This is a genomic window from Kribbella sp. NPDC050281, assembly GCF_040655855.1.
Lineage (GTDB): Bacteria > Actinomycetota > Actinomycetes > Propionibacteriales > Kribbellaceae > Kribbella.
Genome location: NZ_JBFAKS010000003.1, coordinates 25,602 through 40,732 on the forward strand (window position 1 = coordinate 25,602; position 15,131 = coordinate 40,732).

A 15,131-nucleotide genomic window follows, 5' to 3' on the forward strand; every position below is an offset into this window, starting at 1 on the left:
GAAACCCGGCCGCGACCTTGACCGCTTTCTTACTTTCAGTTAGGAAGTTGATGTGGGGTTCGTGAGGTGAGCGACTAGGAGTCGGCAATGGGCGAACGGCACGTACGGCGGCGGACAGTACTCAAGGGAGCGGTGGGCGCGCTCGGACTCGGGTCGGCGCTCGCGGCCTGTGGTGGCAGTGACAGCAGCGGCGGGACGACCAGCGGCGGGAAGGCCGTCGTCCGGATGTGGTCCTGGTACGGCGAACAGGAGAAGCAGTTCCCCAAGCTGATCGAGAAGTTCGAAGCGGCACACAGCAACATCAAGATCGAGAACCGGGTCTTCGGCACCCCGGACCAGTACCTGCCCGCCCTTCAGGCGGCAGTGGCCGGCGGCGACGTCCCAGAGATCTTCGCGCCGCACACGCGCGCACTCACCTATGGCACCGGCGGAATCTCCGCCGACCTGAAGAAGGATCTCGGCGACGACTTCCTCAAGGACTTCTTCGACTCGGCCAACCAGGAGTACACCCTGGACGGCAAGCAGTACGCGGTCGGCTGGATGGCGCAGACGTTCGGGATCTTCTACAACCCGGACCTGCTCAAGCAGGCCGGGGTCGGCGAGGACGAGATCGAGACCTGGGACGACCTGATCGCCGCGGCGGCCAAGATCAAGGCCATCGGCAAGTTCCCGGTCGCGCTCAGCTGCAACCCGACGACGAGTTCGCTGGACTTCTTCCTGCCGCTCATCACCCAGGTCGCCGACGACCCGACCTTCTACCTCAAGCTCGACCAGTTGAAGGACGGGGCGACGTACGAGGACCCGAAGGTCGTGCAGGCGATCGAACTGCAGAAGAAGATCGTCAAGGGCGGCGTCTTCCAGCCCGGCACCACCGGTACCAGCGGCGAGCAGGCGCCGGTGATCTTCTACACCGAGAAGTCCGCGATGCTGTTCAATGGCTCGTGGACGCCACAGGGCCTGACCACCGACGCGCCCCCGGCCTTCGTGAAGAAGTACAAGGTGATGAAGACCCCGGCGATCGCGGCCGGCAAGCGGCACTGGACCGCGAACCAGGCCGGCGCCGGCTGGGCGGTCTCGGAGACCAGCAAGAACAAGGACGCCGCGCTGGAGTTCCTCAAGTTCCTGTACTCCGCGGACGAGTACTCCCCCACCATGAACGAGTCCAACTCGATGCCGGCCACGAAGAGCGCGGCGACCCGGATCGAGCTGCCGATCATGAAGCAGATGACGTCGTGGCTGCTCGACGGCGACGGCTGCCCGCACATCCCGTTCGGCCCCGGTTCGGTCGCGGCCGGCGATCCACTCGCGAAGATCTTCGACGGCTCCGGCGATCCGGCAGCGGTCGCGAAGGAGATGCAGCAGGCCGTGCTGAACGCCAAGGGCGGCTGATCGGATGGCGACGGCAACCTACAAGGCGAGCCGGACCGCGACGGTCACCACGCACAAGTTCGGTTCTCCGCTCCGCAAGTCGCAGCGGCTCGCGGGGTACGTCTTCATCGGGCCGACCTTCGTGCTGTTCCTCGGCTTCGTGCTCTGGCCGATCCTGTACACGGCGTACCTGAGCCTCACCTCCTGGGGAGGCTTCGGTACGCCGCGATTCGTGAACTTCGACAACTACAGCCGGATGCTGTCGGACCCGGTCGCGCGCCGGGCGATGATCATCACGCTGGTGCTGACCGGCGTCACCACGGTGCTGCTGACCTTCATCGGCCTCGTCACGGCCGTGCTGGTCAACGCGGTCTGGTCGAAGGTCGGTGTGCTGGTCCGGACGATCCTGTTCATCCCCGGCATCGTCTCGTTCGTGGTGTCGGCGGTGTTGTGGCGGCTGATCTACGACCCGAACATCGGCACGCTCAACCGGATCCTCGGGGCCATCGGTCTGGACAGCCTGCAGCATGCCTGGCTGGCCGATCAGAAGACCGTGCTCCCGGCGATCATCGTGGTGACGGTCTGGGGCGGCATCGGCTTCAACATGCTGATCTACTACGCCGGCCTGCAGAGCATCGACCCGAACCTCTACGAAGCGGCGGCCATGGACGGAGCCAACACCGTCCAGCAGTTCCGCCACATCACCGTCCCGAGTCTGCGGGTCGTCACCGGCCTGATCGTCAGCCTCGGCCTGCTGAACGGCTTCAAGGCGTTCGACGTGATCTTCGTGATGACCGGCGGTGGGCCCAACCACGCCAGTGAGGTGCTCGGCACCTATCTGTACTCGCTCGCCTTCGGGTCCACCTCGGGCTCGATCCCGCAGCTCGGCTACGCGAGTGCGTTCAGCGTCGTGACGATGGTGCTCTGCACGCTGGCCGTCATCGCCCAGCTCTGGCTGACGCGGAGGGCAGACCGATGAGCGCCTCGAACGCGCGCAGGCCGTGGGTCGGCAAGTCGTTCGCCAGCTTCGTGCTACTGCCGTTCTGTGCGCTGATGGCGTTCCCGTTCGTGTGGATGCTGCTCACCTCACTGCGGGAGCCGAACACGATCTTCAACGGGCCGATCATCCCGCGGTCGTTCACGGGTTCGGCGTACAAAGAGGCGTGGACCTCGATCGAGTTCCCGCTGCATTTCTGGAACAGCGTCTGGATCACGTCGGTCACCGTGATCGGCGTCCTCGTCTTCGCGACGCTCAGCGGCTATGCGTTCGCCAAGCTCGATTTCCCGTTCCGCAACACGCTGTTCGTGCTGCTGCTGACCACGCTGATGATGCCGTCGACGGCGCTGATCATCCCGCTCTACCTCGAGCTCAAGTCGCTCGGTCTGCTGGACAGCCAGGTCGGGTTGCTGGTGCTCTACATCTCCGGCTCGGCGCCGTTCGCGATGTTCCTGATGCGGGCGTTCTTCCAGACCTTGCCGGACGAACTGATCGAGGCTGCCCGGGTGGACGGCGGCAGCGAGTTCACCATCTTCCGCCGCGTCATCCTGCCGCTCACCCGGCCCGGCATCGCGACCGTGGTGATCTTCCAGTTCCTGTCCACCTGGAACGAGTTCCTGATCGCCAACACGGTGCTGCGCAACACCGACTCGCTCCCCCTGCAGCCGGTGCTGTTCACCCTGATGGGCCAGTACTCCACCAACTGGCCGGCCCTGACCGCCGGCCTCACCCTGTCCGTCGTACCGGTCATCGTCGTGTACGTCCGGATGCAGCGGCAGTTCGTCGCCGGGATGATGCTCGGCGCCGTCAAGAACTAGCACACAGAAAGAGGCCTTATGCCGATCAAGAACCTCGTGGTCAACTGCACGGACGTCCAGCGCTCGGTCGAGTACTACACGAAGTTCCTGGAGCTGCCGGTGGTGGGCGAGCCGACCGCGGAGCGCGCCGTCCTGGACGCGGTCACCGCGACGATCGAACTGCGGGCCGTGGGCAACGGCCGGGATCAGACCACGTGGTCGCCGGACGATCTGCAGAAGGGCTTCCGGCACATCGGCTTCAAGGTCGACCGGCTGGACGAGCGGGCCGGCGTACTCAAGGCGGCCGGGGTCGAGTTCAAGCTCGACCCGCTCGATGCCGAGGGCAAGGTCCGGATCTGCTTCTTCTACGACCCCGACGGCACGCTGCTGGAGATGATCCAGGGCGACCTGCAGTACGCCGCCGTACTCGACGCCGACGGCGTGGCGCGGGAGCGGGCGCTCGGCGTACCGCGGCGGCCGCGGTTCGACCACGTCGCGGTCACGATCGACGACCGGGACAAGACCAGCGAGTTCTACCGCGACAACTACGGCTTCTCGTTCATCGGCACGATCGAGCAGCCGCACGACCAGCGCGGCTTCCGCATCGGCTACCTGAAGGGCGGCGACACGGTCATCGAGGTCTTCACCTACGAGGTCGAGAAGACTTCGCGGGCGCCGCAGCTCGACGTGGCCGGGTTCGCGTACGCCGAGCTCGCCGGCAACCCGCCGGACCTTCCCGCGGACACCGCCCCCGACGGAACCGAGGTCTACGTCGATCGCGACGGGTTCGCGTTCGCCGTAGGCTCCGAGGTATGAAGGACAACTGGCTGCGGCCGCTCGGATCCACCGGCCTGACCGTCTCCGCCGTCTGTGCCGGCGGCAGTGGGCTCGGAGGCATGCCCGAGGTGTTCGGGTACGACGTGACCCGGCAGGAGGCCGTCGACCTCGTACTCCGCGTCTTCGACGGCCCGCTCACCTGGATCGACACCTCGAACGGGTACAGCGACGGCGAGAGCGAACTGCGGATCGGTCAGGCCATCAAGGAGTACGGCGGCCTGCCCGAAGGGTTCCTGGTCGCGACCAAGGTCGATGCCCGGGGCAGGGACTACTCCGGTGCGCGGGTCCGGGCGAGTGTCGCCGAGAGCAAGGAGCGGCTCGGGCTCGACGACCTGCCGCTGGTCCACCTGCACGACCCGGAGTTCCACGACTTCGACTCGATGCGTGACGCCGTCGACACGCTGATGCAGCTCCAGGCGGACGGCGAGATCGGGCACGTCGGGCTGGCCGGCGGCAACACGGCCGAACTCGGGCGCTACCTCGACCTCGGCGGATTCGAGGTGCTGCTCGTGCACAACCGCTGGAGCCTGGTCGACCACTCGGCCGGTGACCTGTTCCGGCGGGCCCTCGGCGAGGGCATCGCGGTCGTCAACGCGGCCGTCTACGGCGGCGGCATCCTCGCCAACCCCGACGGCGCCACGAAGTACGGCTACCGCGATGCGCCGGCCGCCGTACTCGACGCTGTCGCGGCGATGGACAAGGCGTGCCGGGAGTACGGCACCGACCTCGCCACCGCGGCACTGCGGCACTCGGTGGACAGCCCGGACATCTCCGGGACCGTGGTCGGCATCACCAAGCCGGCCCGGGTCGACGCGCTGGTCGCCGCGCTCGAAACCGACCTGCCCGATGAGCTACTTAACCGGTTAGGTACCCTGCTGCCCAACCCGCAGTACTGGCTCGAAGGCCCAAAGGAGACAACGTGACCACTGGCTTCCCACCCGGCTTCGCCTGGGGCACGGCGACAGCGTCGTACCAGGTCGAAGGCGCGGTCGCCACGGACGGACGCGGCCCGAGCATCTGGGACACCTTCGCGCACACCCCTGGCCGCATCGCCGACGGCACGACCGGCGACGTCGCCGACGACCACTACCGCCTGTTCGCCGAGGACATCCGGCTGCTCGCCGGCCTCGGCCTGACGGCGTACCGGTTCTCGATCGCCTGGTCGCGGATCATCCCGGCCGGCTCCGGCGTCACCAATCCCGGCGGCTTGGCGTTCTACCGCCGACTGGCCGAGGCATGCCTGGAGAACGGCGTCACGCCGTACGCGACGCTGTATCACTGGGACCTGCCGCAGCCGCTCGAGGACGCCGGCGGCTGGCTCGTGCGGGACACGGCCGAGCGCTTCCGCGACTACGCGGCGATCACGCACGCCGGGCTGTCGGACGTGATCAAGCACTGGATGACGCTGAACGAGCCATGGTGCTCGGCGTTCCTCGGCTACGGGAACGGCGAGCACGCGCCGGGCCGGACCGAGGGCACTGACGCACTCAAGGCGGTGCATCACCTGCTGCTCGGGCACGGGCTGGCGCTCGACGCGATCCGATCGGACGAGGGCACGTACGGCATCGCGCTCAACCCGGCGCCGATCCACGCGGCCTCGGACTCGGCCGCGGACCTGGACGCGGCGCGCCGGATCGACGGACTGCGGAACCGGATGTTCCTGGATCCGTTGCTGGCCGCGAAGTACCCGGCCGACGTACTCGAGGACACCGGACTGACCGACTGGTTCGCGGAGCAGGAAGCCGACCTGCCGCTGATCGGTGCGCCGCTGGACTTCATCGGCGTGAACTACTACTGCCCGACCACGGTGGCCGCGCCCGAGGGCCCGATCTCCTTCCCCGGTCAGCCGAGCACGCAGCCGGGCAGCGAGAACGTCGTTGCCGTCGACACCGGTCTGCCGCGCACGCAGATGGGTTGGCCGATCCAGGCGACCGGGCTGCGCGACATCCTGGTCACGATCAACAAGCTCGCGCCTGAGCTCCCGCTGTACGTGACCGAGAACGGAGCGGCGTACCTCGACGAGATGACCGCGGACGGGACCGTCGAGGACGACGAGCGGCAGCAGTACCTGGAGCAGCACATCGCGGTCTGCCGGGACCTGGTCTCGGAGGGCTTCCCGCTCAAGGCGTACTTCGCCTGGTCGCTGATGGACAACTTCGAGTGGGCCTGGGGCTTCAGCCGCCGCTTCGGGATCGTGTACGTCGACTACGCGACCCAGCAGCGGACCGTGAAGAAGAGCGGCCGCTGGCTGCAGGACTTCCTCACCAGCTAGCCGACTGGCGGGTTGTTTGCTCGCTGACCGGCAACAGTCCGGCAGCGATGAAACAACCCGTCAGCGGCCGGACTTCTGGTGCGGGGTGAGTTGGCTGTGGAGGACGAGTGACGCTGCGCCGAGGGCGGCGGCGCTCGGGCCTAGTTTGGACTGCTCGACGCGGGTCGGGTGCATCGCGCGGACGAACGACAGGCGGTTGATCTCCGTCGTCGTGACCCGGACGTAGATGTCACCCGCCTCGCTGAAGCCCGGGCCCGCGAGGATGATCTGGTCGAGGTCGAGCAGATTCGTGATCGACAGCAGCGCCTTGGCCAGGTACGTCGCCGACTCCTCGATCAGCTCGGTGCAGCGCGGATCGCCGGCGGCGGCGAGCCGCGCGATCTTGGCGAAGTCCGCGCGGATCGACGTCCGGCGGCCGCGGAGTCCTAGCGCGGTCACCAGCGACGCGTCCTGCTCGGCACGCTTCACCACCGCGGCCGGCGCGGCGAGACTCTCCAGGCAACCGATGCCGCCGCACCAGCACTCCGGTCCGTTCACGTCGAGGACCATGTGGCCGATCTCGCCGACGTTCGACGAGGAGCCGCGGTACACGTCGCCGTTGGTGACCAGGCCGAGGCCGAACCCTGCCGCCATGTAGACGGTGGCGAAGTCGTTCGCCGACGGGATGCGGCCGGCCCAGAACTCGCCGATGGCGGCGCAGGTCGAGTCGTTCTCCACCACGATCGGGTGGTCGATCGTCTCCATCAACGTGTCGCGAACGGCGAACGGCTCCCAGGCGTACTTCTCCGGGTCGGTGCGCAGCAGCCGCAGCCCTCCCCCGCCCTGCCGGCCGGCCAGCGCGACCCCGACGCCGATCAGCGAGGACGGCTCGACGTCCGCCTTGACGATCAGGTCCTCGAGCTCGGCCGTGATCCGCTTGACCGCGGTCGCGGGCGCGTCGCGGCCGATGCCCCGCGACGACACCTGCTCGATCACCCGCCCACTCATGTCGGTGATGACGTACGTCGTACTGGGCGTGTCGATCGAGATGCCCACGGCGTGCCGGGCGCGAGGGTTGAACTGCAGCAGGGTGGCGCGTTTGCCGCCGGTCGGGTCGCCCAGGCCGGTCTCGATGATCAGGCCGTCGGCGAGCAACTGCTTGACCACGCGGGAGATCGACGCACCGGTCAGGCCGGATCGTTCGGCCAGGTCGACGCGGGTGACAGTGCCACTGGAGCGGATCAGGTCCAGGATCGCGCTGTGCGTCTCCTGCGCGGTCGCGCCCTTCAGAATCTTCGCCACGTGACGCCCTCCCTTACCGCGCACTTTAATACACAACGTAAGAAAGTGGGACCGGTTGACCTCAACACCCATTGAGGTTCTAGGTTCTGGTAGTTGTGAAGACGATTACGCTGCACGAGTTCGGTCCGCCGGAGAACCTGCGCTACGAGGAGGCACCGGACCCGGTTCCGGGCCCCGGGACGGTCCTGATCCGGGTGGAGGCCGCCGGTGTCCACCTGGTCGATACGATGCTCCGCTCCGGCGCGGCCGGCGGTGGCCCGATCCCGGTGCCCGAGCTACCAACGACCCCCGGCCGTGAGGTCGCCGGCCGGGTCGAGGCGGTCGGGTCCGAGGTCGACGCCGGGTGGATCGGTAAGCGGGTCGTGGTGCACCTCGGCATGGTCCCCGGCGGGTACGCCGAACTCGCGGTCGCCAAGGTGGAGTCGCTGTACGAGCTCCCCGACCACGTGGACGGCGTACAGGCCGTCGCCGCGATCGGGACCGGGCGAACGACGGCCGGGATCCTCGCACAGGCGCAGTTGACCGCGGACGACGTCGTACTGATTACCGCGGCCGCCGGTGGGATTGGGAGCTACCTGGTCCAGGCGGCCCGCAACGTGGGGGCGACTGTGATCGGTCTGGCGGGTGGGCCGGCCAAGGTGCGGCTGGTCCGGGATCTCGGGGCGCACTACGCGGTCGACTACCGCGATCCGGACTGGGTGAGTGCTCTCCAGGCGGATCTCGGCGACCGAGCCGTGACGGCGCTGCTCGACGGGGTCGGCGGTGAGAGCGGTCAGCGGGCGTTCGGGTTGCTCGGGGTCGGCGGGCGGGTGCTGATGTTCGGGTGGTCCGGAGGCGGGCCGGTCCGGCTCACCACCGAGGATCTGATGAGTCGCGGGCTGACCGCGACCTGGGCCATCGGGCCGAAGCTGACACCCCGGCTCCGGGAGCTCGAGAAGGCGGCGTTGGAGGAGACCTTCTCCGGGCGCTGGAAAGCGCTCACGACGACGTTCTTACTGTCCGAGGCCGCCGCGGCACACCGCGCTCTCGAGTCCCGGTCGACGACCGGCAAGGTCGTGCTGATCCCCTGAGCACCGGCTGAGGCGCGCGGGGGCAGCGCCTCAGCTGGTGCGGGGGTCGTGGTTGGCATGGGCGTCGCCGGCGGGGTGGGTGGGGATGTCGTAGTCGAGGTCCGGGAAGGGGCTCGTCACGTCGATCACCCGGCCCTCCTCGGCGGAGCGCTTGGCGGCGAGCATCACCTCGAGTGCGTGGAAGGCGTGCTCGGGCCGGGTGACGGTCGGCGTACTGTTCTCGACGCTCTCGACGAGATGCCGCAGGCCGTCGGTCCAGGGCCAGTTCGGATCGCGTTCGCCGAACACCTCCCAGGATCCACGGTCGTTCGACCACTGCTCGAACCCGTTCGGGGCCCAGTCATCGCCGAGCATCTGCAGTACGCCGGTGGCGCCGTACAGCTCGATCGCCGGCGACCGGTACTGCTGCATGGTGAACCCGGTCGTGATCGTGGCGAAGCGGGCGTTGCCGAAGTCGAGCGTGATCTGCGCGTTGTCGTCGGCGCGGACCGTCACGAGCTCGCCGTTGATCTCGCGCTTCGGTATGGCGGTGCCGACCATGGCAGTGACTCGCCGGACCGGGCCGAAGAACCCGCACAGACTGGTCAGGTTGTACACGCCGAGGTCGAACAGCGCACCGCCGCCGGCCTCGTAGAACCACCGGCCCCACCACGGGCCGGACCAGCCGTACCGGGCCCGGGCCAGGTGGAGGTCGCCGATCTCGCCGTCGCGGACCCGCCGATGCATCTCCCGGTACGTCGGCGACAGCACGATGTGCGGAGCACACACCAGCTGTCCCGGTGCGACGGCGGCGGCCTCGAGCAGGACCTGCGCATCGTTGAGGGACGTGGACATCGGCTTCTCGACGAGTACGTGCTTGCCGGCCCCGAGGGCCGCGCGCGCCAGTGATCCGTGCTGATTCATGCTGGTGAGGACCAGCACGATGTCGAGGTCGTCGCGGCCGATCAGGTCCTCGGGCCGGCCGGCCGACGTGTTGATCCCGAACCGGTCCGCGGCCACGGACCGCTTGTCCGGATCGGGGTCGTAGCCCGCGGTCAGCCGAACGCGTCCTTCCTGCTCGAGCTTGGTGATCAAGGCGGCGTACGGGCCGGAGAAGACACTTCCGAGTCCGAGTACGCCGATGGACAAAGTCATCGTGGCGGGTTCCTTTCCTAGGAGAGGCGCACTGTCAGGCGATCGCCGGCCGGGCCGGCGGGCCAGGTGATGAGCCAGCCCTCCGCGGTCCGGCTCAGGGCGGCATCGCCGTCGACAGAGACACTCCGAGTGGTCTCGATCAGCGCGCGGCCCGGGCCGGCCGGACGCCGCAGCACCAAGGTCGACCCGTCGCCGGGCCCGTCCAGTTCGGCGGTGGACCAGCGCAGTACCGCGTCGTCGAGCCGTACGCCGACCGGCAGGATCAGCCCTTCGCGAGCACCGAGCTGGAGCTCGAGGGGTACGTCGTCCACGGTCAGCGTGAACGTCTGAGACACCGGCGCGACGTTGATCAGATGCACCAGCCGCTGACCGGTGGCATCAGCCGTGCTCGTCGTCACCAGACCAGGGGTGTTGCCCTCAGCAATGATCCGGCGGCGGACGCCGATCCGCTCCCACACCAGCCGCCAGAAGTCCAGGTGGGACGGATAGTCGCAGGCCATCACCACGACCCGTCGACCGGCGAGCGCCACCGCGACCGGCGCACCGGTCGCGACATCAACGGCCAGTGGCTCGGCGTCCGGCGCAACCAGGTGCTCCATCATCCCGACCCGGACCTCTGGCTGGTCGCCGGCCCACGCGGTCGCACGCACCGACGGGAAGAAGTGCGGGGTGCCCTGGACGGTGCTGTCGACCTTCACACCGAGCTCGTCGGCGAGCACCGTGCACGGCGTACCGTCGTTGTCGGTAATCGGGATCCGGCCGTGCAGCAGCAGCCTGCCGCCGGCCCGGACGTATGCGGCCAGACGCTCCTGGATCGTGCGACTCAGGACCGGCGGAGTCGCCAGCGCGACCACCGGCCCGGCCGGATCCAGATCCGCGCCGGCCGAGGTCGGCGTACCGGACAGGTCGACCGCGCCGAAGGAGTAGCCGCCGAGCAGCAGGGCGCGGGCGAGGATGTCGCGCGGCCCCATCCCTCGGTATCGCTCCAGCTCGCCGACCTGGTCACGGCGTACGGCGGAGTCCGGGTGGTGGTACTCGGTCAGGTAGTGGTCCGGCACATAGCCGAGGACGACGTCGTCGTACTCCTCGTCCATGTCGGCCAGCAGGTGCTCGGCACCACGGACGGCCCGCACCGCGCTCGCCGTACCCGCGTAGGTCTGGCTCAGCCGGCCCTCCGGGTCGACCGGCGCCGCGAAGCCGTGCCGCTCGCCGGTGAACGCGATCCGGTCGTTGCCGTCGCCAACCGGTTCGTCCAGCGGTGGGTTGTGCCCGCCGGCGAAGAGGTAGTAGTTGATCAACCGGTTGCCCTGGGCAACGCACAGCCGCGTCTTCAGCTCAGCGGTCTCCGGGCTGGTCAGCGAGCTCAGGTCCTCACCGTAGTCGCCCGTCCCCGCCTCGAATTCGAGCGACGTGATCGGCTGGTCGGCGTCGTGGACCGCGGCCATGAAGGCGTTCATGACATACAGGTCCGGGACCTTCTCAACAGTCAGTTCGCCCATGTAGTGATCGGAGCCAGAGGTCGTCTGCGGCACTCCGGCATACGCCTTCGAGAGCTGGCTGATGCCGATCGGGAAGTGCCGGCCGCGTCCGGCGTACGTGCCGTGGAGATTGACCATGAACGGTACGCCGTCGACGCCGTGCTGCAGGGCGACGTCGCGCAGCCGCAGCAGGTACCGCGCATAGCGGTCGCGGTGATGCGCACCGAGGTCATGGTGCACCGCGAGCTGCTGGCTCTCCGTGCCACCGCCGGTGCCACCGGCGCGCCACCACTCCGCCCACCGCTCGCTGTCACCGGGGTCGACGCCGTACCGGTCGATGCTGCCCTCGCGGCCCCAGGTCTGCTCGGCCCAGATGGCAAGGTCGGCCAGCGTACGGTCAGTCAGCTCCGGAGTGTTCGTGACCCACGAGAGCATGCCGACCTCGTTGTCCAACTGGACCGCGGCGACCGGTCCGCCCTTGCTGACAAGGCGTTCCGCGAGCACCGGCATGATCGCGGCGTACCACCGCTCGGCCTCGGCGAGGTACCCGGGCTCGAGGTAGTCCAAGGTCGCCGTACTGGCCGGCTTGCCGTCCCATCCCAGCGGTACGGCGTCCGGGTGGTCGCGGTAGATCCGGAACGGCACGCCTTCGTTCTTCAACTCGGCCATCACGAACGGGCCCGGCCGGGCGATCACCAGCAGGTCACGCTCGGCGGCCAGGTCGAGGAACCCGATCAGGTCGCGGTACTCACTGGTGGCGCCGGTCAGATCGACCTCGCCGGACGCGGTCTCATGCACGATCCACGGCATGTAGCTGGCCACCGCGTCGCAGCCCGCGGCGGCGAGTTTGTCGAGCCGGTCGGCCCAGTCTTCGCGGTGCAGCCGGAAGTAGTGCACCTCGCCGGCCATCAGGATCCGCGGTACGCCGTCCACCAGGATGCGGCGCCGTTCCAGCCGTATCGATCGGGGCGGTATCGATAGGGATCGGGCAGATGTCGTCACAGTCACGTCCTCGCCGGGTCTCGATCGTTCCGGGACGCCGCGCCGACCTGTTGCCTGGAGGCGCGGTCGTGGTTATGGTCGTGAAACCGGTCTCATGAAACCGGTTTCAACCGTAACGGGAGTTCAGCCGATGGGCAACAGCCGTGTCACGCTCCGCCGGGTCGCCGAGATCGCGGGCGTCTCCCCCGCGACCGTGTCGCGCGTCTCCAGGGGCACGACCCCGGTCTCCCCCGAGGTCCGTGACCGGGTCCTGCGGGTGATCGAGGAGCACGGGTACAAACCTAGCCACTTCGGGCGTGCGCTGGCCGAGCGCCGGCACGGCGCCTTGGGGTTGGTGTTTCCGGGCCTGTCCGGGCCGTACTTCTCCGAGCTGATCCAAGGCTTCGAGGCTGAGGCGCTGGAGACGGGCGACAGCGTGCTGGTGCTGGCGTCGCATTCGCGCGCCGACACCGACGCCACCGTGCTCGACCTGGCCGACCGGGTGGACGGCATGGCCATCCACGGCGGGACGGTGTCGATCGACACGATCGCCAAGGTGGCCGCGCAGATCCGTGTCGTGGTGATGGCCAGCGAAGCCGGTCCGGCGCAGGCTTCGGTCAGCGCCGCCAATGACACAGTGAAGGACCTCACGCGGCACCTGCTGGTCGACCACGGCTATCGCCGGCTGGCCTTCGTCGGCACGCCGGACGGCTCCCCTGACGTGACAGCCCGCTGGCAGGCCTTCCTCGCCGCGCACAAGACGGCCCGCCGCAAACCGCCGGCCGAGCCGATCCGGGTCGGACTGCAACAGTCCGACGGCGCGATCGCCGCGGAGCAGTTGCTCGATCGCGACGACCGGCCCGATGCGGTGGTCTGCGCGAACGACGAAACAGCGCTCGGTCTCCTGCTGAGCGCGCTCGGCCGAGGGCTGCGGGTGCCGCAGGACGTCGCGATCACCGGCTTCGACGACATGCCGATGGCCGCCCTGGTGCGGCCGGCGCTGACGACGATCCGGCAGCCGATCCGCGAATTGGCCGCGACCACGGCCCGGCTGCTGGCCGACCCGCTCGACCAGCCGGCCGGCGACATCGTGCTACCGACCGAGCTGGTGCTGCGCAGCTCGTGCGGCTGCGGGGGTGTGCCCTGATCCTGCCGAGCTGAGGGGATCGAGGTACGGGGATCGAGGGGGGAAACCGCCAACGTCCGGCCCTGGCCGGACACACCCTGAGGAGGACTCCCGATGACGAGACGAGTACGGCTGAAGACCCTCATCGCCGCAGTGGCAAGCGTCAGCCTGCTACTCGCCGGCTGTACCGGTACCGAAGGCCAGACAACGGCCAGTTCCGGCGACGGGATGGTCGACTTCCTCAACTACGGCGACTTCGGCGGCGGCGCCGCACCGAAGCCCAACTACAACCCGTATCTCGAAACCACCAAGCTCAGCGCGGCGGACTACATCTACGAGCCGCTGATGTACGTCGAGGGCTACAGCTGCAAGGCACTCCCCTGGCTGGCCACATCGTTCCAGTGGACCGACCCGCAGACGCTCGTCTACACGGTTCGCGACGGCGTCAAGTGGAACGACGGCAAGCCGTTCTCCGCGGCCGACGTCGCCTTCACCTTCAACATGATCAAGAAGTACCCCGCCCTGGACCTCAGGGGCGTGTGGACCTACCTGTCGACGGTGAAGGCCGACGGCACCAAGGTGACGATGTCGTTCAAGAAGCCGGCCGCCTCCGTATTCACCCTGGTGAGTGACGTACGGATCGTGCCGGAGCACGTGTGGTCGAAGGTCGCGGACCCGACGACGTTCACGAACGCGACCGCCCCGGTCGGCACCGGGCCGATGAAGGTGAAGTCGTTCAACCCACGCCAGCTCGTCGTCGAGCGGAACCCCGACTACTGGCAGGCCGACAAGATCAAGGTCAAGGAACTGCGGTTCAACAAGGCCGACGCCGGTGGCCAGGTCGAGCAGCTCAAGCTCAGCCGGGGCGAGTACGACACCAACGCGATGTTCGTCCAGGACATCAAGAAGGCCTACGTCGACCGCGACCCGAAGAACCACCACTACTGGTACGCGCCGGGCGGCGTGATCAGCGTGTACATGAACCTGACCGAGACGCCGTTCAACGATGTGGCGTTCCGCAAGGCGCTGACCACGGCGTTCAACCACCAGCAGGTCATCGACCGGGCCCAGCTCGGCTACGTCACCCAGGCCAGCCAGAGCGGCCTCGTCGTACCGGGCCAGAAGGACTGGCTGCCGCAGGGTCTGGCCGACGACGGCCGGATCAAGTACGACCCGGCGGCCGCCGACAAGGCGCTCACCGACGCCGGCTACGCCAAGGACTCCAAGGGCCACCGGCTCGGCAAGGACGGCAAGCCGATCTCGTTCAGCTTCAAGGTGCCCGGCTCGTACGTCGACTGGGTCGCGGCCGCTGACATCCTGATCAAGAACCTCACCGCGCTCGGCTTCAACGTCACCAAGGACACCCCGACGCCGGAGGCACACGACCAGGAACGGGCCACCGGCAACTACGACATGATGTTCGGCGTCCACGGCGGCGGCTGCAACATGTACGCCAACTTCAGCGACCCGCTGAACAGTGCCCGCACCGCGCCGATCGGCAAGAAGGCCGACAGCAACGAGATCCGCTGGCAGGACCCGAAGACCGACGAGCTGCTCGGCCAGCTGGAGACCTCGCCGGACGAGGGCACCCAGAAGCAGGCCGTCGCCGGACTGGTCGACATCATGATGAACCAGGTCCCGATGATCCCGATCTGGTACGGCGCCAAGTGGTTCCAGTACGACACCAAGAAGGCTGAGGGCTGGCCGAACGAGCAGGACCCGTACGCCGACGGCGGCAACGGCCTGGTCGTGCTGACCCACCTTGTCCCGTCGTCCGGGAGCTGACCGCC

General features: G+C 68.3%; 12 protein-coding genes. 9 read left to right on the plus strand and 3 right to left on the minus strand.

Features of this window, described 5'->3' with window-relative positions; genetic code table 11:
- Positions 1-87: 87 nt before the first annotated feature.
- From AB0I34_RS04365 to AB0I34_RS04390, 6 genes are read left to right on the plus strand one after another with little or no spacing between them, the layout of a single operon-like run.
- Entirely contained in the window at positions 88-1,389 is a 1,302-nt protein-coding gene (locus AB0I34_RS04365) for an extracellular solute-binding protein (RefSeq protein ID WP_360439198.1), read from the plus strand.
- Positions 1,390-1,393: 4 nt separating this feature from the next.
- The gene (locus tag AB0I34_RS04370) at positions 1,394-2,347 is read left to right on the plus strand and encodes a sugar ABC transporter permease (protein WP_360439201.1); all 954 of its coding nucleotides are present in this window, start codon (positions 1,394-1,396) and stop codon (positions 2,345-2,347) included.
- Positions 2,344-3,183, plus strand: a complete 840-nt coding sequence (locus AB0I34_RS04375) for a carbohydrate ABC transporter permease (RefSeq protein WP_360439204.1) — start codon at positions 2,344-2,346, stop codon at positions 3,181-3,183. Before AB0I34_RS04370 ends, AB0I34_RS04375 begins: the two co-directional genes overlap by 4 nt.
- An 18-nt stretch (positions 3,184-3,201) precedes the next feature.
- A complete protein-coding gene (locus AB0I34_RS04380) occupies positions 3,202-3,978 on the plus strand; it encodes a VOC family protein (RefSeq protein ID WP_360439207.1) in 777 nt (258 codons plus the stop codon).
- The gene (locus AB0I34_RS04385; RefSeq protein WP_360439210.1) at positions 3,975-4,922 is read left to right on the plus strand and encodes an aldo/keto reductase; all 948 of its coding nucleotides are present in this window, start codon (positions 3,975-3,977) and stop codon (positions 4,920-4,922) included. Before AB0I34_RS04380 ends, AB0I34_RS04385 begins: the two co-directional genes overlap by 4 nt.
- Positions 4,919-6,271, plus strand: coding sequence for a GH1 family beta-glucosidase (locus tag AB0I34_RS04390; RefSeq protein WP_360439213.1), 1,353 nt, complete (start codon positions 4,919-4,921; stop codon positions 6,269-6,271). The genes AB0I34_RS04385 and AB0I34_RS04390 overlap by 4 nt, the downstream gene beginning before the upstream one ends.
- Before the next feature lie 60 nt (positions 6,272-6,331).
- Here AB0I34_RS04390 and AB0I34_RS04395 read toward each other — a convergent pair whose 3' ends face one another.
- Positions 6,332-7,552, minus strand: a complete 1,221-nt coding sequence (locus AB0I34_RS04395; RefSeq protein WP_360439216.1) for an ROK family transcriptional regulator — start codon at positions 7,550-7,552, stop codon at positions 6,332-6,334.
- 95 nt (positions 7,553-7,647) lie between these two features.
- On the opposite strand from AB0I34_RS04395, the gene AB0I34_RS04400 reads away from it, so the two are divergent.
- Positions 7,648-8,622 carry a zinc-binding dehydrogenase gene (locus tag AB0I34_RS04400; protein ID WP_360439219.1) on the plus strand — a complete coding sequence of 325 codons (975 nt, stop codon included), beginning with the start codon at positions 7,648-7,650 and terminating at the stop codon, positions 8,620-8,622.
- 30 nt (positions 8,623-8,652) lie between these two features.
- Here the strand turns inward: AB0I34_RS04400 and AB0I34_RS04405 are convergent, their stop codons facing one another.
- The gene (locus tag AB0I34_RS04405) at positions 8,653-9,756 is read right to left on the minus strand and encodes a Gfo/Idh/MocA family oxidoreductase (RefSeq protein ID WP_360439222.1); all 1,104 of its coding nucleotides are present in this window, start codon (positions 9,754-9,756) and stop codon (positions 8,653-8,655) included.
- A gap of 17 nt (positions 9,757-9,773) precedes the next feature.
- Entirely contained in the window at positions 9,774-12,236 is a 2,463-nt protein-coding gene (locus AB0I34_RS04410; RefSeq protein WP_360439225.1) for an alpha-amylase family protein, read from the minus strand.
- 130 nt (positions 12,237-12,366) lie between these two features.
- Between AB0I34_RS04410 and AB0I34_RS04415 the strand changes: the two genes are divergently transcribed.
- Positions 12,367-13,362, plus strand: coding sequence for a LacI family DNA-binding transcriptional regulator (locus tag AB0I34_RS04415; protein WP_360439228.1), 996 nt, complete (start codon positions 12,367-12,369; stop codon positions 13,360-13,362).
- 93 nt (positions 13,363-13,455) lie between these two features.
- Positions 13,456-15,126 (plus strand): ABC transporter substrate-binding protein, encoded by a 1,671-nt coding sequence (locus AB0I34_RS04420; RefSeq protein WP_360439231.1) that lies wholly within the window; start codon positions 13,456-13,458, stop codon positions 15,124-15,126.
- Positions 15,127-15,131: the final 5 nt, after the last annotated feature.

Excerpts from the sequence above, each read along its gene's own strand:
- AB0I34_RS04365 (WP_360439198.1), top strand. The coding sequence starts at position 88 with ATGGGCGAACGGCACGTACGGCGGCGGACAGTACTCAAGGGAGCGGTG.
- AB0I34_RS04370 (WP_360439201.1), top strand. The coding sequence starts at position 1,394 with ATGGCGACGGCAACCTACAAGGCGAGCCGGACCGCGACGGTCACCACG.
- AB0I34_RS04385 (WP_360439210.1), top strand. The coding sequence starts at position 3,975 with ATGAAGGACAACTGGCTGCGGCCGCTCGGATCCACCGGCCTGACCGTC.
- AB0I34_RS04380 (WP_360439207.1), top strand. The coding sequence starts at position 3,202 with ATGCCGATCAAGAACCTCGTGGTCAACTGCACGGACGTCCAGCGCTCG.
- AB0I34_RS04375 (WP_360439204.1), top strand. The coding sequence starts at position 2,344 with ATGAGCGCCTCGAACGCGCGCAGGCCGTGGGTCGGCAAGTCGTTCGCC.
- AB0I34_RS04405 (WP_360439222.1), bottom strand. The coding sequence starts at position 9,756 with ATGACTTTGTCCATCGGCGTACTCGGACTCGGAAGTGTCTTCTCCGGC.
- AB0I34_RS04415 (WP_360439228.1), top strand. The coding sequence starts at position 12,367 with ATGGGCAACAGCCGTGTCACGCTCCGCCGGGTCGCCGAGATCGCGGGC.
- AB0I34_RS04420 (WP_360439231.1), top strand. The coding sequence starts at position 13,456 with ATGACGAGACGAGTACGGCTGAAGACCCTCATCGCCGCAGTGGCAAGC.